This window comes from Streptomyces sp. Y309, assembly GCF_056712025.1.
In genome coordinates this window covers 8,408,374-8,423,947 of the sequence record NZ_CM160048.1, presented here as the reverse complement: position 1 = coordinate 8,423,947, position 15,574 = coordinate 8,408,374, and the positions used below count along the sequence as shown (strand labels likewise).

Below are 15,574 nucleotides of genomic sequence, written 5' to 3'. Positions count from 1 at the left end.
CAACCGGCGTTCATTACGCAGACTGAGACCCGCAGACGCACAGCCCCGCAGATGGACCCGCCCCCAGTGGACGACAGACAGGACAGCGCACCGTGGCAGAGACCGCCCGCACCCCCGTCTCCCGCCCCCGCGCCGACGGGAGCCCTTCGGACGGCACCGCGGACGCCAAGAGCCGTTACGGCAACCGGCCGACCATGAAGGACGTCGCCGCGCGCGCGGGCGTGGGCCTCAAGACGGTCTCCCGTGTGGTGAACGGCGAGCCGGGCGTCACGCCCGACACGGAGCGGCGCGTCCAGGAAGCCATCGACGCGCTGGGCTTCCGGCGCAACGACAGCGCGCGGGTGCTGCGCAAGGGCCGTACGGCGAGCATCGGCCTCGTCCTGGAGGACCTGGCCGACCCCTTCTACGGGCCGCTGAGCCGGGCCGTGGAGGAAGTGGCCCGCGCGCACGGGGCGCTGCTCATCAACGGTTCGAGCGCCGAGGACCCGGACCGCGAGCAGGAGTTGGTGCTCGCGCTGTGCGCGCGCCGGGTCGACGGGCTCGTGGTGATCCCCGCGGGCGACGACCACCGCTATCTGGAGCCGGAGATCGCCGCCGGTGTCGCCACGGTGTTCGTGGACCGGCCGCCGGGCCGGATCGACGCCGACGTGGTGCTCTCCGACAGCTTCGGGGGCGCCCGCGACGGCGTCGCGCACCTCATCGCCCACGGTCACCGCCGTATCGGCTTCATCGGTGACCAGCCGCGGATCCACACCGCGATAGAGCGGCTGCGCGGCTATCGCGCGGCTATGGCGGACGCGGACATCGACGTCGACGAGTCGTGGGTGTCGCTGGGCCCCACGGACCCCGAACGGGTCCGTGGCGCGGCCGAGTCGATGCTCACCGGCCCCGCGCCGGTCACCGCCGTCTTCGCCGGCAACAACCGCGTGACGGTGACCGTGGTGCGCGTCCTCGCGGCCCTCCCCCGCCCCGTCGCCCTCGTCGGCTTCGACGACATCGAGCTGGCCGACCTGCTGAGCCCCGGCGTGACGGTGGTCGCGCAGGACGCGGCCCAGCTGGGCCGCACGGCGGCGGAGCGCCTGTTCCGCCAGCTCGACGGCGCCCGGGACGCGCCGGAACGCATCGAGCTGCCGACGCGGTTGATCACGCGGGGGTCGGGGGAGCTGGCGCCCGCGGACTGAGAGGGGTCGGGCGGGCGGTGTGCCGTGCTGGGCGGGGCGCCGGGCGTGAGGGGTGGCGCGCGGGGGTCTCATGCCCCGGGTACGGGCAGAGTGATCTCCCATGTGTCCGCCGCGAAGTGCGGCGCGAAACCGTGGGACGTGTACAGGCGCAGGGCACCCGTCTCGTTCTCCGTGTCCACGCCGAGGCCGACGGTGGCGCGGCCCCGGGCGGCGTACACGGCGCAGGCGTGGCGCAGCAGGTGGCCCGCGATGCCCCGGCCGCGGAACCGCTCGCGGACGCCGAGGTTGCGGATCCAGGCCATGGCCTCGCGGTCGTCGCGGGTCAGGACGACGGCGACGTCGCCCGCGCCGGACAGGGCGGCGATCCAGACGAGCGACCAGTCCATGCCCTTGCCCAGGTCGGCCAGCCACTGCTCGTGGCCGCGCGGCTGATGGTCGTGGTGGGCGGCGAAGGTCTCCTCGACCAGGGCGTGGGCGCGCCGCCGGTCGGCGTCGGACTCGCAGGTGCGCAGGGTCAGGCCGGGTGGCGGGGTCGGGGTGCGGTCGGCCGCCGGGGACAGCGGTCGGGTCAGGACGTTGTAGCGGCGGACGGGGTGCCAGCCGCGGCGGGTGAGCGTCGTCCTGTCCAGCGTCGGGCGGCTGTTGAGGGTGAGGTGCACGACGGCGCGTGTCACGCCGTTCTCGGCGGCGCGTTCGGCGGCGCGCCGCTCGATCGCGGCGAGCAGCCGTTCGCCGGCGTCCTGGTGGCCGGGCAGGACGTAGTGGTCGGCGTCGATGCGTTCGCCGCCGGAGTCGTCCCAGAGGAGGCCGTACGCGACCGGCTTGCCGCGCCGGAAGGCCAGCCACGAATTGCGGCCGAGGTCGGCCTCGGGGTGCACGAGGTCGGTCTCGACGGTGCCCAGGTCGGTCTCGGGGTGCCCGACTTCCGCGACGTCGACGGCGTTGAGCAGACTGCAGATCTCCTCGGCGTCGCCGGGGGTCGCGGGCCGTACGGTGAGGTCGGGCGGCGGGGGCGCTGTGTCCGGCGTCGAGGATATGTCCGGCGGGGGCGGCTCGCCCGGCGCGAGCGATTCGTCCGGCTCGGGCGACTCGGTCGCCAACTCATCCATCCGGCCAGGGTCCGCGCCGTGCCGCGGGCGGCGCAACCGGATTGTTCGCGGCGGGCGACGGCCTGCCCGGGTCGTTGCGCTGCTCGGCGCCCGTCCTTGGATGGTGTGCATCGCGCCGCGACCGTACGAAGTCCCCACGGGCTCTGCGGTCATCACCCGACCGGGTCACCGAAGTTGGCCTGTCATCACGGGCATGCAGACTGGTCTGGGGGCCGACGGGGCCGAAGGGGCCGACCAGGGACTGTGAGCGTGATGAGGCGAGAAACCGCAATGCGGGCGTCGGATGCGGCGTCGGTGGCGACGATCGAGAAGGCCCTCGTCGGTCACCCCGGTGTGCTCGACTCCGCCGTCGCGCCGGGTGGCGACAGGATCGGCGTCGTCGTGGTGCTCAGCGAGATGTCAGGCGTGCTCGACGTCCGCGAAGACCTGCGCGCGGCACTGGACGGAGCCGGGCACAACGCCGTCGAGCCGACCGTGGTCGCCGTGACCCGGATGCCGGAGGGGCCGCTCGACTCGGTCGAGGACGTCACGGGTCCATCGGCCGTCTCCTGGTACGAATCGCCCGGCTCGCAGCTCGAGGAAGACCTGGCGACCCGGCTCGCCCGGCTCCTCGCACGGCCCCGCGTCGGCGTCCTCGACGACTTCGTCGACCTCGGCGGCGACTCGTTGGCCGCGGTGACGTTCCTCAACGAGGTCCAGGAGACGTACGAGGCAGAGCTGAGCCTCGTCGAACTCTTCGCGGCCGGGACGGTTCGCGAGATCGCGCCGCTGCTGGCCGCGCGGCTCAAGACCTCGCCACCGCCGGCGTGACGGACATGCGGTCGCTGCGCCTTGCCGGGAGCCCGGCGCTCATCGACGGCGGCGAGGCCGTACCGGCCGAGTCCATCGCGGCCGGCCTCGATGCGGTCTGGCGCGGTCTCGCCGGACCGGACAAGGTACTGGTGGCGATCTTCACCGGGCGCGATCTGCCCGGCCTGCTGACCTACCTCGCGGCCCTCGATCTCGGCCATGCCGTCCTGATCAAGGAGAATCCGGAAGCCGCCGCGCGGGACGACCTCCTCGACACATATCAGCCGGAGTACGTCGTCGACGCCGGGACCGATCCCGTACCGGCGAACTACCGGGTGGCCCAAGGGCGGCTGTGCGGGGCCCGGATACTCCGTCGCGAGACCCGCGCCGCCTCGGCCGTCCACCCCGAGCTGGCGGCGCTGCTCACCACGTCGGGCTCGCTGGGCCGCCCGAAGACCGTGCGGCTGTCGTTCGCGAACCTGTCCGCCAACGCCGCATCGATCGTGGCCGCGCTGGGAATCCGCCGGAGCGACGTCGGGATCACTTCGCTCCCCTTCGACTACAGCTTCGGCCTGTCCATCGTGAACACACACCTGGCAGCCGACGCCCCGCTGGTGCTGTCCAGGCTCAGCCCCACGTCCCGACGGTTCTGGCAGGTGTTCACTCGCGCCGGTGTGACCAACCTCGGCGCGGTGCCCATGACTTGGCGACTGCTGCACAGCAGGGACTGGCGACCGGCCCGCTATCCCGCGCTGCGCCTCGCCTATCAGGCCGGCGGTGCGCTGGAGCCGGTCCTTGCCGCACACTTCGGCCGGCTGATGGCCGACCACGGCGGTGGCTTCTGCCCGATGTACGGGGCGACGGAGGCCACCGCACGGATGTGCTGTCTCACCCCGGACGAGCTGTTCGACCATCTCGGCTCGGTCGGCCGGCCGGTGCCCGGCGGGCGGGTCTGGCTGAGCGGGAGCGACGGCGACGGCGTCGGGGAAATCGTCTACCGGGGCCCGAACGTGATGATGGGTTACGCGTCCTCGCGCGCCGACCTGGCCGCCGGGGACACCGTGGGCGACGTGCTGCACACCGGCGACCTGGGCCGCCTCGACCGCGGGATGCTGTACGTGCTGGGCCGCAAGGACCGGCAGATCAAGCTGTACGGCAAGCGGATCCTTCCGGAGGAGATCGAGCGGCGCCTCGCCGTCGTGGGTCCGTCCGCGGTGGTGCCGGCCGTCGGCGACAGCGCGGTCGTGTTCGTCGAGGGCGACAGCGAGCCCTTCCGTGACGCCTGGCTGAACGTGCTGCGCGCGCTCGAACTGCCGGCGGAGTGCCTTCCGCTGCGTGCGGTGGCAAGGCTGCCGCGTACCGCCTCCGGCAAGGTGGACCTGAAGCGCCTGCGGACGCTCCTCGAGGCGCTCTGACATGTGCGCCGAAGGATCTGCCGAGGAACGTGGGTGCTCCGAAGGCCCTGCCGAAGGACGTGTCGTAGACACCGGCTCGGGCCGGGTGCGGGGGATGTCCGTGGACGGAGTGCACGCCTTCCTCGGCGTGCCCTATGCCGACACCACGGCGGGCCGATCGCGGTTCCGGCCCCCTCGCCCGCACCCAGGATGGGCGGGTGTGCGGGAAGCGACGTCGTACGGCCCGGCCTCCCCGCAACGGCCGCTGGCCGAAGCGCTGGGCGCCCGCGCGGCCGTGGTCTCGCTGCTGCCACTGCTGGGCATTCCCACCGAGGTCGCCAACCAGGGCGAGGACTGCCTCGTCCTCAACGTCTGGACGTCCGACCCCCGCCCTTCGTCCCGCCGCCCGGTGCTGGTCTGGCTGCACGGTGGCACCGACTTCGGCGCGGGAGACTGGCCACGGTTCGAGGGTGCGGCTCTCGCCCGCGCGGGCGAGCTGGTGGTGGTGACGGTCAATCACCGGCTCGGCATCTTCGGCCATCTCGACCTGGGCTGGACGCGCCTGCCGGAGTACGCCACGTCCGGTCGGGCCGGACTGCTCGACCTGCGGGCCGCGCTGAACTGGCTGCGGCACAACGTGGAGTCCTTCGGCGGCGACCCGACGAACATCACCCTGGCCGGCGGTTCGCGCGGGGTCTCCCGGGCTGTGGCCCTGCTGTCCGCCACCGCACCCGAGCCACCGTTCCGGCGCGCCATCCTGGTCAGCCCGCCCCCGCCCCTCCCGGCCGACGGCCTGCCCGCGGAGGACGCGGCCCGCATGGTGCTGCGCCACCTCGGCATTCCCGTCGACCGGCCCGAGCTCCTGGCCGACGTGCCGGTGAACCGACTGCTCGACGCCCAAGCCCGGCTGCGGGCCGACCACGGCCATGCGTTCCAGCCCACGGCCGACGGCGATCCCACCGAGCAACGCGGCTACGCCGACCTGGCCGCCGGCGCGGCCCCGCACCTGCCCGTGATGATCGGCAACACCCTGAACGAGACGACCCGCATCATCGACGCGGCCCCCTCCTGGGAGGGCCTCGGTGACGCCGAACTCGCCCGCCGCTGCTCACAGATCGCGCGCCGCGACGTGACCGGCCTGGTCCGCGCGTACCGACGCGAACGTCCACGGGACACGGCTCACGCCCTCGCGGTCGCGATCACCACCGACGTGCGCTACCGGTTTCCGACCCTGGCCCTGGCCTCGGCCCGCAGCACGACCTCGACCGCCCCGACCTACTCCTACGTCTTCGCGGGAGGCACCGGCAGCCACGGAGAGGACGTCCCGTTCTTCTTCGCCAACCTGCGTCATGCCGCGCTGATCTCACGCAACCCGGCCAACGCCACCCTCGCGGCGGCCGCGAGCACGGCCTGGATCACCTTCTGCCGTACGGGCATCCCCGAAGTGCCCGGAGTCGGCCCGTGGCCCGCCTACACCGACGCCGAACGGAGCACCCTGCTCTTCGGCCACCCGCCCCGCGCGGTCACCGACCCTTTCGCCGCCCGCCGCGCGGCCTGGGCCAGGACGTTCCCGCCGCCCTGGTGACGGTGACGGCTCGTGGTCACCGTGTTGCCCGAGGCCGGGCTCAGCACACCGGCAGCCCCGGCAGCGGCTTGTCGTTGTCTCCGCCGCGGATGTACACGTCGCTCACGAACACGTTCGTGTTGCCGCTGTCGTCGTCCGTCTTGGCCCACCAGACGTTCGTCCACTGGCCGTGCGTCTCGCGGCGGCCCAGGTTCTGCTGGCAGTAGAAGTAGTTGGTGCCGGCGTTGAGGATGCCCGCCTCGGTGCCCGAGGCCGTGTATGACTTGGCGGTCTGCCACACCGAGCAGTTGTACTTACCGCCGCCCGCCGAGTGGCACACGGGATCGGAGCCGCCGTCGCTTGAACCGCCGCCGGACGTATCGTCCTTGGGCGGCTTCGACGACTCCTTGGGGCGTTCCGTGGGCTTGTCCGAGGACTCGGAACCAGAACCTCCGCCCTTGTCCGACGTCCCGTCCCGCTCGGCTCCCCCGCCGTCGCGGTCCTTGCCCGCCTTGTCGGGCCGTGCGGCGTCTTTGGAGGCCTTCGGTTTCTTGTCGCCCTGCTTCGAGGGCTTCGAGCCGTCCGAGGTGTCCATCGCGCCCCGGCTCGCGTCGGAGCCGGGCTCGGCCGTGCTCCCGGCCTCCTGGGAGTCCTGTGCCCGGTCCTTCTTGTCGTCCCCGCCGGACAGCGCCGCCACGGTCACGCCCGTCGCCGCGAGGACGACGGCCACGGCCGCCGCGGCCAGCAGTGCCTTGCCCTTGCGCGGTCGTCCCGCCCGCGCGGCACGCCGTCCGGACGGTTCCGGTGCGGGTGTCGGTATCGGTATCGGCTCGCCGGGCGATGCACCCGGCGCCCCGAACGCCGCGGGGTCTCCGGGGGCGGGAGGCGGACCGAATCCGGGCGGCGGCGCGGTCGGCACGTGCCGCACCGTGGGCTCACGCTGCTGCCCGTCACCGACGCCTTGCGCGGACGACTCCGCGTACCCGACAGGCCCCGTCGGCGCCCCGGCCCCAGCAGCCTCACCCTGCGCCTGCGCCTCCGCCGACACAGCCACCCCCGAAGCCACCTGCTCCAGCAGCCGCCGCGCCCCCTCCGCGTCCGGCCGGGCCTGCGGATCCTTGTCCATGAGCAGCCGCAGGACGGGCATGAGGGGCCCCGCGCGGAGCGGCACCGGCAGGGGCTCGACGACGATGGCGGTGAGCGTGGACCACGTCGACGTGCGCCGGAACGGCGAGGCGCCCTCCACGGCCGCGTACAGCGTGGCGCCGAGCGCCCAGACGTCCGAGGCGGGTCCTGGCTCCTGGCCCTGGGCGCGCTCGGGCGCCAAGTAGTCCAGAGAACCGACGAGTTCGCCGCTGCGGGTGAGGTGCGTGGCCGAGCCGTCGCCGGGGTCCTCCATGGTGGCGATGCCGAAGTCGGTGAGGACGACGCGGCCGCCGGTCTCCAGGAGGATGTTGCCGGGCTTCACGTCGCGGTGCAGGACGCCGGCGCGGTGGGCGGCGGCGAGCGCCTCCATGACCTTGCCGCCGATGGCCGCGGCCTCGCGCGGACCGAGCGGGCCGCGCTCGCGCAGGACGTCGTCCAGGGAGGGTCCTTCGACCAGCTCCATGACGATCAGCGGCCGCCCGTCGACCTCCGCCACGTCGTGCACGGCGACGACTCCGGGATGGCGCACGCGGGCGGCGGCGCGCGCCTCGCGCTGCATCCGCAGCCGCAGATCGGCGAGTTCGGACCCGCCCGCGTCCGTGTACGTACGCAGTTCCTTGACCGCGACCTCGCGGTGCAGGACCTCGTCGACGGCGCGCCACACGACGCCCATGCCGCCGCGCCCGAGCTGCGCGAGGACGCGGTAGCGCCCGGCCAGCAGTCGGCCGACCCCGTCCGTCCGTTCCTGTTCCCCCGAAGACACCGCTGCCCCGTCCCTGTGACGCCGTCGTGCCAGTGCTGTGGCGTACAGGGTACGGGGCAGGAGTGACAGCCGGTGGGGAGCGTCTCGCGACGCTCAGCCACTACTTCGCCGACGGCGTGAGGTCCCCGCGCCGCGGACCCGCGTACACCTGGAGTCCGGCCAGCGTCAGCCCGGTCAGCCGGGTGACCTCCGCCGTGTCGAGCGCCCCGCAGTCGAGGCCGCGCAGCAGGTACCCGGCGAGCGCCTTGGCGGTGGCGGGCTCGTCGGCGATGTCACCGCCGGTGCGGTTGGCGTAGGCGGCGAGGCGGGCGGCGGCCTGCTCGAAGCCCTCGCGGTAGAAGGCGAAGACGGCCGCGTACCGCGTGGGGATGTGGCCGGGGTGCATGTCCCAGCCCTGGTAGTAGGCGCGGGCCAGGGCGCGCCGGGTGAGGCCGTAGTGCAGCCGCCAGGCGTCGTGGACCTTCGCGGTGGGGCCGACGGGCAGCACGTTCGTGGAGCCGTCGGACACGCGCACGCCGGTGCCCGCGGCGGCGACCTGCATGACGGCCTTGGCGTGGTCGGCGGCGGGGTGGTCGCTGGCCTGGTAGGCGGCGGAGACGCCGAGGCAGGCGCTGTAGTCGAAGGTGCCGTAGTGCAGGCCGGTGGCGCGGCCCTCGGCGGCGTCGATCATGCGGGCGACGGCGGCGGTGCCGTCGGCGGCGAGGATGGACTGGCTGGTCTCGATCTGGATCTCGAAGCCGATCCGGCCGGGGGCGAGGCCGCGCGCCTTCTCGAACTCCTCCAGGAGCCGCACCATCGCGGTGACCTGCTCGGCGTACGTCACCTTGGGCAGCGTCAGGACGAGGCCGTCGGGGAGCCCGCCCGCCTCCATGAGGCCGGACAGGAAGACGTCGAGGGTGCGGATGCCCCGGTCGCGGACCGCCGCCTCCATGCACTTCATGCGGATGCCCATGTACGGGGCGGCCGTGCCGTTCGCGTACGCCTCGGCGATCAGGCGGGCCGCGCGGGCGGCGTGGGTGTCCTCGTCGGCGTCGGTGCGCCCGCCGTAGCCGTCCTCGAAGTCGACGCGCAGGTCTTCCACGGGCTCGCGCTCCAGCTTGGCGCGCACGCGCGCGTAGACGGGCTCCGCGAGCTCGTCGGCGAGGCCGAGGACGGCGGCGAAGGACGCGGCGTCGGGCGCGTGCTCGTCGAGCGCGGCGAGTGCCTGGTCGCCCCAGGAGCGGATGGTGTCGGCGGCGAACACCTCGCCGGGTACATACACGGTGTGCACGGGCTGGCGGGTTCCGGGGTCTCCGGGGTAGCGGCGCTCGAGCTCCGCGTCGACCGGCGCGAGCGAGGCGCTGATGCCTTCGCTGACCGCGCCTGCGATGCTCGTCGCCACGTTCTCCTGCTGCCCCATCCGTGCACCCTCCGCTGTCGTCGTGAAGCGTTCATCCCGCGGCGTTTCCGCTGGATGGAATCGAGAATCCGTATGGTGAAGTTATCCGTGTACCTTCCCGCTGGTCAACACCCTCTCGTGTGCCGGTCCCCGAGTGTTCACGCGTGTCTCAGATGGTGCTTCCACACTCCGGTGGGCGCACTCCAACCTGACCCCGGGACCCGCCCCGACGCCCGACCGCGCCCGCCCGGGGCCCGACCGCGACCGAATGAAGGAGCCCGCGTGCCGACCGACCCCGAAGTGACCCGCCGCTCCGGCCTGCGGACGGCGGCCGCCACGGCTGCCGCCCTCACGGTGCCACTGCTCGCGACCGCGATGGCCGCCTCCCCCGCCCGCGCGGTGGAGCGTCCGGGCCGCCGCCTGGAGGTGATGTCCTTCAACCTCCGCTACGCGAGCACGACCCCGCCGAACACCTGGGCCGACCGGCGCCCGGTGACGCGGGAGCTGCTGCGGCGCGCGCGGCCGCACCTCGTGGGCACGCAGGAGGGTCTGTACCAGCAGGTGCAGGACATCGCCGAGGACCTGGGGCAGCACTATGCCTGGATCGGCACGGGCCGCGCGGGCGGCAGCCGCGACGAGTTCATGACGGTCTACTACGACACGCGCAGGCTGCTGCCCGTCGCGTACGACCACTTCTGGCTCTCGGACACGCCGGACGTGATCGGCTCCAACACCTGGGGCGGCGGCTCGATCCGCATGGTGACCTGGGTCCGCTTCCTGGACCGGCGCACGGACCGCGAGCTGTACTTCCTCAACACCCATCTGGACAACGCCAGTCAGTACGCGCGCACCCGCGCCGCGCACCTGATCTCCGACCGCGTCGCGGGCCTCGACCGGTCGCTGCCGCTGATCGTCACCGGTGACTTCAACGTCGCGGCCCACAAGAACCCGGTGTACGACACGATGCTCGACGCCGGCCTCGTGGACACCTGGGACGCGGCGGACGAGCGCAGCAAGCAATACGCCACCTTCCACGGCTACAAGCCGCTGGTGCCGGACGGCGACCGCATCGACTGGATCCTGGCGACGCCCAGAACCCGGGTGCACGCGGCCGCGATCAACACGTTCTCGCTCGGCGGGCAGTTCCCGAGCGATCATCTGCCGGTGCAGGCCAGCTTGACGCTGTGACACTGGCCCGCCACGACGAGGCCGTCCGCACGCGCCGAGGCCCCCGACTTCGCGCGCGGCGCGAGCGGGGGCCTCGTACGGGTGAAGGGGCTCAGCCCTTGCGGGACTTGACCTCTTCGGTGAGCTGCGGGACGACCTCGAAGAGGTCGCCGACCACGCCGTAGTCGACGAGGTCGAAGATCGGGGCCTCGGCGTCCTTGTTGATGGCCACGATGGTCTTCGAGGTCTGCATGCCGGCGCGGTGCTGGATCGCGCCGGAGATGCCGGAGGCGATGTAGAGCTGCGGCGACACGGACTTGCCGGTCTGGCCGACCTGGTTGGAGTGCGGGTACCAGCCGGCGTCGACGGCGGCGCGGGAAGCGCCGACGGCGGCACCGAGGGAGTCGGCGAGCGCCTCGATGATCGCGAAGTTCTCGGCGCCGTTGACGCCGCGGCCGCCGGAGACCACGATCGCGGCCTCGGTCAGCTCGGGGCGGCCGGTCGACTCGCGCGGGGTGCGCGAGGTGACCTTGGTGCCGGTGGCCTGCGCGGAGAACGACACGGACAGGGCCTCGACCGCGCCCGCGGCCGGGGCGGCCTCGACCGGCGCCGAGTTGGGCTTCACGGTGATGACCGGGGTGCCCTTGGAGATGCGGGACTTGGTGGTGAACGCGGCCGCGAACACGGACTGCGTGGCCACCGGGCCCTCGTCGCCGGCCTCCAGGTCGATGGCGTCGGTGATGATGCCGGACTCGATGCGGACCGCGAGGCGGGCCGCGATCTCCTTGCCCTCGGCGGACGACGGCACCAGGACGGCGGCCGGGGAGACGGCCTCGTACGCGGCCTGGAGGGCGTCCACCTTCGGTACGACCAGGTAGTCGGCGAACTCGGGGGCGTCGGCGGTGAGCACCTTCACCGCGCCGTGCTCGGCGAGCGTGGCGGCGGTGGCCTCGGCGCCGGCGCCGAGCGCGACGGCGACGGGCTCGCCGATGCGGCGGGCCAGCGTCAGCAGCTCCAGGGTGGGCTTGCGGACGGCGCCGTCGACGTGGTCGACATAGACGAGAACTTCAGCCATGGGACTTCAATCTCCTGCGATTACGAAGAAGTTGGGGTGTGAGGGGTGACTGAAGCTCAGATGAACTTCTGGCCGGCGAGGAACTCCGCGAGCTGCTTGCCGCCCTCGCCCTCGTCCTTGACGATCGTGCCCGCGGTGCGCGCGGGACGCTCGGCGGCGGAGTCGACCTTCGTCCAGGCGCCCTCGAGGCCGACAGTCTCGGCGTCGATGTCCAGGTCGTCCAGGTCGAGCGACTTCACCGGCTTCTTCTTGGCGGCCATGATGCCCTTGAAGGAGGGGTAGCGGGCCTCGCCCGACTGGTCCGTCACGGACACGACGGCCGGCAGCGACGCCTCGAGCTGCTCCGACGCGGTGTCGCCGTCACGGCGGCCCTTGACGACGCCACCGGCGCCGCCCTCCACGGAGACCTCGGAGAGCAGCGTCACCTGCGGCACGCCCAGGCGCTCGGCGAGGATCGCGGGCAGCACGCCCATGGTGCCGTCGGTGGAGGCCATACCGGCGATGACGAGGTCGTACCCGGTCTCCTCGACGGCCTTGGCCAGCACCAGCGAGGTGCCCATGACGTCCGTGCCGTGCAGGTCGTCGTCCTCGACGTGGACGGCCTTGTCGGCGCCCATCGAAAGAGCCTTGCGCAGCGCGTCCTTGGCGTCCTCGGGGCCGACGGTGAGGACCGTGATCTCGGCGTCGTCGTCCGCCGCTTCCTTGATCTGCAGGGCCTGCTCGACCGCGTACTCGTCGAGCTCCGAGAGCAGACCGTCCACGTCGTCGCGGTCGACGGTCAGGTCCTCGGCGAAGTGCCGGTCGCCGGTGGCGTCGGGCACGTACTTCACACAGACAACGATCCTCAAGCTCACGCCGGCTCTCCTACACATCGTCATTACTGGGCTGCTGCCCCGGCATCGGGCCACTGCCTTCTTGCAGGCAGCATAGGCGCCTGAAGCGGCGGGTCCCGGTTGGGGCGGCCCCCGCTCCAACCGGAATATTACTCATGAGTACACCCAGTACTTTCCCACTAAGCAAGCGCTTTGAACTGTGACGTTTGCAACGCTCCGTAATCGCGCGCACCCCGCGTCAGCGGGAACTCTCAGTCACGCAGCGCGTTGAAGCGCCCCTGGTGGTACAGCAGCGGGCGGCCCGCCCCCGAGGGATCACCGGCGACCGCCTCGGCGAGCACCACCCGGTGGTCCCCGGCGGGCACCCGCGCCACGATCCGGCACACCAGCCACGCGAGTACGCCTTCGAGCACGGGCACGCCGTGCGGCCCGTCGTGCCAGCGCGTGGGCGCGCCGAAGCGGTCGGCGCCGCTGCGCGCGAAGGTGGTGGCGAGTTCGTGCTGGTGCTCGTCGAGGATGTGGACGCCGACGTGTTCGGCCCGGGATATCGCGGGCCAGCTGGAGGCCCCGGTCCCGATGCCGAAGGAGATCATCGGCGGCTCGGCGGAGACCGAGGTGAGCGAGGTGGCGGTGAAGCCGACGGGATCCGTGCCGCGGGCGGTGATCACGGCGACTCCGGCGGCGTGCCGCCGGAAGACGGAGCGCAGCAGGTCGGGGCTCGCGAGCCGGGGGGCGGAGAGGTCGGGCGTGGCCGTCATGGAGTTGTGTCCTTCTGCGGGAGGTACGAGCGGGTCCGTGGCTGCTCAGCTGGACCAACAGCGCGCACTGGCATGGCGCGCGAGGTCCACGTGGACACGCTCGAAGAGAAGGGGCTCCGGGGGCATGTCAGCAGGCTGACGACAGGTGGCGCGTACAGTCAAGTCCGTTCCGGGATATGAAAGATCCATCACGCTCCCAGGGTCGTGTCGGCCAGGGGGCATACCCAGGACCATCTCGCCCGTGGCCATGTAGTGCGTGGTCATATCGCCGCCCCTAGCGCCGCGATCACATCGGACTTGCGCGGCTGCCCGGCCGCACGGCGCACCACGCGGCCCCCGGCGTCGAGGACGAGCACTGTCGGCGTCCTGTCGATGCGCAGGGCGCGTACGAGATCGAGAGCGCCCTCGGCGTCGATCTCCACGTGCGCGACGCCGGGGACCAGGGCGGCGACGTCGGCGAGGACTCTGCGGGTGGCCCGGCACGGCTGGCAGAACGCGCTGGAGAACTGGACGAGCGTGGCCCTGTCGCCCAGCTCCGCGCCGAGTTCTCCCGCGCCGAGTCGCTGTCCGGCCTCACCCGACCGCACTCCTGTCACGCGCGCCTCCCGCCTTTCCCCGCCCCCACCGGAGGCGCCGATCCACCCCGCATCAAGGGCACCGCATACGTCTTTTCGTAGAGCACGCGCGCGTGCGGAAAGATTCCGACGTGACGAGAATCTCGCGCAATACGGGCACCATCGCTGGCCAGTCGTTCGTTCTTGGGGCACGATCTGGCGGAGCCGTAGACCCTACGGATCCGTAACTTAGCTTCCTGCCAAGGGCCCTCTCCCTCGGCAGAGACGAAGGGCCCTCCCCACCCATGGCAGAACTCGTCTACCGACCGGTCATCGGCGCCGCCAAGACCTTCTTCAAGGCGCTGGATCTGAAGATCGACTGCAAGGGATCCGAGAACATTCCGCGCACGGGCGGGGCGGTCCTGGTGAGCAACCACATCAGCTACCTGGACTTCATCTTCGACGGCCTCGCCGCACTGCCCCAGAAGCGCCTGGTGCGCTTCATGGCCAAGGAGTCGGTGTTCCGCCACAAGATCTCGGGCCCGCTGATGCGCGGCATGAAGCACATCCCGGTGGACCGCAAGCAGGGTGAGACGGCCTACGCCCACGCGCTGGACTCGCTGCGCTCCGGAGAAATCATCGGCGTCTTCCCCGAGGCGACGATCTCGCAGTCGTTCACGCTGAAGTCGTTCAAGTCGGGCGCCGCGCGCCTGGCGCAGGAGGCCGGCGTCCCGCTGATCCCGATGGCGCTGTGGGGCACGCAGCGGCTGTGGACGAAGGGCCACCCGCGCAACTTCAAGCGCCAGCACATCCCGATCACGATCCGCGTCGGCGAGCGCGTCGAGGCCCCCAAGGACCAGTACGCGGGCGCGATCACGCGCCGCCTGCGCGAGCGCTGCCAGGAGCTCCTGGAGGCCGCGCAGCGTGCCTACCCCGTGCGCCCCAAGGGCCCGGAGGACACCTGGTGGATGCCGGCCCACCTCGGGGGCACGGCCCCGACGCCCGCCGAGGTCCGCGCCGCCGAGGCACTCTGACTCACCCCGGGGCCGCCCCGGGTGTGCGGCCTCGGTGAGCCGGTGCCGGTCAGCCCGTCGGCTCGTGCACGGTGATCCGTGCCCCGGGGCTGACCTTCTCCAGGAGCTCGGCGAGCTCGGCCCCCGCCGCCGCGAGACCGGCGTCCGGGCCCATGCCCTCGAGCAGGAAGATCGCGTTCACGGTCTCCTCCGTGAGGCGGGTGCGCGGGCCCTGCCGCCAGTTCCAGCGGCGGCAGGTGACGCCCTCCTCGTCCCGCCAGACGACCTCGCCGGGCTCCGGGTGCTCGACGACGGGCTCGCCCGCCGCCATCGTCACGAAGTCCTCGTCACCGGTGGCCCGCACCAGACGCATGTCGCCCTTGATGCGGTCCAGGTCCTCGCCGCCGACGGGGATCAGGTGCGCCACGCTGATCGCGTTGTAGACGTCGACCAGCGCGTTGATCCGCGGCAGTCCCCCGTCCGCGAGCGCGCGCTTGGCCAGCGCCTCGGCGGAGTTGCGGGTGCGCGAGGGCTTGGCGCCGAAGGCCGTGTACGCGGCGCGCCAGGCCGCCATGTGCGGGTCCTCGTGCGGGGCGCGTCCGCCGAGGCGCGCGGCGAGGCGGCGGGCGGCGTCGTCGAGCAGGGCCGAGGTGCCGTCGGTGCTGGGGCCGCCGACGAGGTCGTACGCCTCGATGGCGACGTGGGTGAAGCCGGGCGCGAGCGTGCGCACCTCGTCGGACACGGTGAGGGTGAGCGTCATGGTCTGCGTCTGCCTTGGTTCGCGGGAATCGACGGAAGTACAGCATAGAGCACTGCCCAGTGCACTGCCCTGAACTTTCCGGGTCCCCAC

At 72.5% G+C, this 15,574-nt stretch carries 14 protein-coding genes; 6 read left to right on the top strand and 8 right to left on the bottom strand.

The genetic code is table 11. The annotated features are described in order from the left end of the window. Nucleotides 1–194 precede the first annotated feature (194 nt). Nucleotides 195–1,181 carry a LacI family DNA-binding transcriptional regulator gene (locus AC0KTA_RS35405; RefSeq protein ID WP_481056675.1) on the top strand — a complete coding sequence of 329 codons (987 nt, stop codon included), beginning with the start codon at nucleotides 195–197 and terminating at the stop codon, nucleotides 1,179–1,181. A gap of 68 nt (nucleotides 1,182–1,249) precedes the next feature. On the opposite strand, the gene AC0KTA_RS35400 is transcribed toward AC0KTA_RS35405, so the two are convergent. Further along, nucleotides 1,250–2,290: a GNAT family N-acetyltransferase gene (locus AC0KTA_RS35400; RefSeq protein WP_481052274.1), complete on the bottom strand. Its 1,041-nt coding sequence runs from the start codon at nucleotides 2,288–2,290 to the stop codon at nucleotides 1,250–1,252. 270 nt (nucleotides 2,291–2,560) lie between these two features. Here AC0KTA_RS35400 and AC0KTA_RS35395 point away from each other — a divergent pair, with 270 nt between their 5' ends. From AC0KTA_RS35395 to AC0KTA_RS35385, 3 genes are read left to right on the top strand one after another with little or no spacing between them, the layout of a single operon-like run. Then, nucleotides 2,561–3,100 (top strand): phosphopantetheine-binding protein, encoded by a 540-nt coding sequence (locus tag AC0KTA_RS35395; RefSeq protein ID WP_481052273.1) that lies wholly within the window; start codon nucleotides 2,561–2,563, stop codon nucleotides 3,098–3,100. Nucleotides 3,101–3,105: 5 nt separating this feature from the next. Continuing rightward, entirely contained in the window at nucleotides 3,106–4,494 is a 1,389-nt protein-coding gene (locus AC0KTA_RS35390) for an AMP-binding protein (protein WP_481056674.1), read from the top strand. Between the two features lies 1 nt (nucleotide 4,495). Continuing rightward, nucleotides 4,496–6,058, top strand: coding sequence for a carboxylesterase/lipase family protein (locus AC0KTA_RS35385; protein ID WP_481052272.1), 1,563 nt, complete (start codon nucleotides 4,496–4,498; stop codon nucleotides 6,056–6,058). A gap of 40 nt (nucleotides 6,059–6,098) precedes the next feature. Here AC0KTA_RS35385 and AC0KTA_RS35380 read toward each other — a convergent pair whose 3' ends face one another. Both AC0KTA_RS35380 and AC0KTA_RS35375 read right to left on the bottom strand, forming a co-directional pair. Then, the gene (locus AC0KTA_RS35380; protein WP_481052271.1) at nucleotides 6,099–7,946 is read right to left on the bottom strand and encodes a serine/threonine-protein kinase; all 1,848 of its coding nucleotides are present in this window, start codon (nucleotides 7,944–7,946) and stop codon (nucleotides 6,099–6,101) included. A 100-nt stretch (nucleotides 7,947–8,046) separates the two neighbouring features. Then, the gene (locus AC0KTA_RS35375; RefSeq protein ID WP_481052270.1) at nucleotides 8,047–9,345 is read right to left on the bottom strand and encodes a DUF6986 family protein; all 1,299 of its coding nucleotides are present in this window, start codon (nucleotides 9,343–9,345) and stop codon (nucleotides 8,047–8,049) included. Nucleotides 9,346–9,606: 261 nt separating this feature from the next. On the opposite strand from AC0KTA_RS35375, the gene AC0KTA_RS35370 reads away from it, so the two are divergent. Next, nucleotides 9,607–10,512: an endonuclease/exonuclease/phosphatase family protein gene (locus tag AC0KTA_RS35370; protein ID WP_481052269.1), complete on the top strand. Its 906-nt coding sequence runs from the start codon at nucleotides 9,607–9,609 to the stop codon at nucleotides 10,510–10,512. A 91-nt stretch (nucleotides 10,513–10,603) separates the two neighbouring features. Here AC0KTA_RS35370 and AC0KTA_RS35365 read toward each other — a convergent pair whose 3' ends face one another. The 4 genes from AC0KTA_RS35365 to AC0KTA_RS35350 all read right to left on the bottom strand — a co-directional run bounded on the left by AC0KTA_RS35365 (nucleotide 10,604) and on the right by AC0KTA_RS35350 (nucleotide 13,744). Continuing rightward, on the bottom strand, nucleotides 10,604–11,566 hold the full coding sequence (locus tag AC0KTA_RS35365; RefSeq protein ID WP_481052268.1) for an electron transfer flavoprotein subunit alpha/FixB family protein: 963 nt from the start codon (nucleotides 11,564–11,566) through the stop codon (nucleotides 10,604–10,606). Nucleotides 11,567–11,622: 56 nt separating this feature from the next. Then, complete coding sequence (locus AC0KTA_RS35360; protein WP_481052267.1) at nucleotides 11,623–12,420, bottom strand: electron transfer flavoprotein subunit beta/FixA family protein; 798 nt, start codon at nucleotides 12,418–12,420, stop codon at nucleotides 11,623–11,625. A 230-nt stretch (nucleotides 12,421–12,650) separates the two neighbouring features. Then, entirely contained in the window at nucleotides 12,651–13,157 is a 507-nt protein-coding gene (locus AC0KTA_RS35355) for a flavin reductase family protein (RefSeq protein ID WP_481052266.1), read from the bottom strand. A 260-nt stretch (nucleotides 13,158–13,417) separates the two neighbouring features. Continuing rightward, complete coding sequence (locus AC0KTA_RS35350) at nucleotides 13,418–13,744, bottom strand: TlpA family protein disulfide reductase (protein ID WP_481056673.1); 327 nt, start codon at nucleotides 13,742–13,744, stop codon at nucleotides 13,418–13,420. 272 nt (nucleotides 13,745–14,016) lie between these two features. Between AC0KTA_RS35350 and AC0KTA_RS35345 the strand changes: the two genes are divergently transcribed. Then, nucleotides 14,017–14,745: a lysophospholipid acyltransferase family protein gene (locus AC0KTA_RS35345; protein WP_481052265.1), complete on the top strand. Its 729-nt coding sequence runs from the start codon at nucleotides 14,017–14,019 to the stop codon at nucleotides 14,743–14,745. Nucleotides 14,746–14,794: 49 nt separating this feature from the next. Here the strand turns inward: AC0KTA_RS35345 and AC0KTA_RS35340 are convergent, their stop codons facing one another. Then, entirely contained in the window at nucleotides 14,795–15,484 is a 690-nt protein-coding gene (locus AC0KTA_RS35340) for a B3/B4 domain-containing protein (RefSeq protein WP_481052264.1), read from the bottom strand. Nucleotides 15,485–15,574: the final 90 nt, after the last annotated feature.

What these genes read in the sequence shown, in the direction of transcription:
- AC0KTA_RS35355 (WP_481052266.1), bottom strand. Translation starts at nt 13,157, where the DNA reads ATGACGGCCACGCCCGACCTCTCCGCCCCCCGGCTCGCGAGCCCCGAC.
- AC0KTA_RS35340 (WP_481052264.1), bottom strand. Translation starts at nt 15,484, where the DNA reads ATGACGCTCACCCTCACCGTGTCCGACGAGGTGCGCACGCTCGCGCCC.
- AC0KTA_RS35405 (WP_481056675.1), top strand. Translation starts at nt 195, where the DNA reads ATGAAGGACGTCGCCGCGCGCGCGGGCGTGGGCCTCAAGACGGTCTCC.
- AC0KTA_RS35400 (WP_481052274.1), bottom strand. Translation starts at nt 2,290, where the DNA reads ATGGATGAGTTGGCGACCGAGTCGCCCGAGCCGGACGAATCGCTCGCG.
- AC0KTA_RS35385 (WP_481052272.1), top strand. Translation starts at nt 4,496, where the DNA reads ATGTGCGCCGAAGGATCTGCCGAGGAACGTGGGTGCTCCGAAGGCCCT.
- AC0KTA_RS35395 (WP_481052273.1), top strand. Translation starts at nt 2,561, where the DNA reads ATGCGGGCGTCGGATGCGGCGTCGGTGGCGACGATCGAGAAGGCCCTC.
- AC0KTA_RS35345 (WP_481052265.1), top strand. Translation starts at nt 14,017, where the DNA reads ATGGCAGAACTCGTCTACCGACCGGTCATCGGCGCCGCCAAGACCTTC.
- AC0KTA_RS35390 (WP_481056674.1), top strand. Translation starts at nt 3,106, where the DNA reads ATGCGGTCGCTGCGCCTTGCCGGGAGCCCGGCGCTCATCGACGGCGGC.
- AC0KTA_RS35375 (WP_481052270.1), bottom strand. Translation starts at nt 9,345, where the DNA reads ATGGGGCAGCAGGAGAACGTGGCGACGAGCATCGCAGGCGCGGTCAGC.
- AC0KTA_RS35365 (WP_481052268.1), bottom strand. Translation starts at nt 11,566, where the DNA reads ATGGCTGAAGTTCTCGTCTATGTCGACCACGTCGACGGCGCCGTCCGC.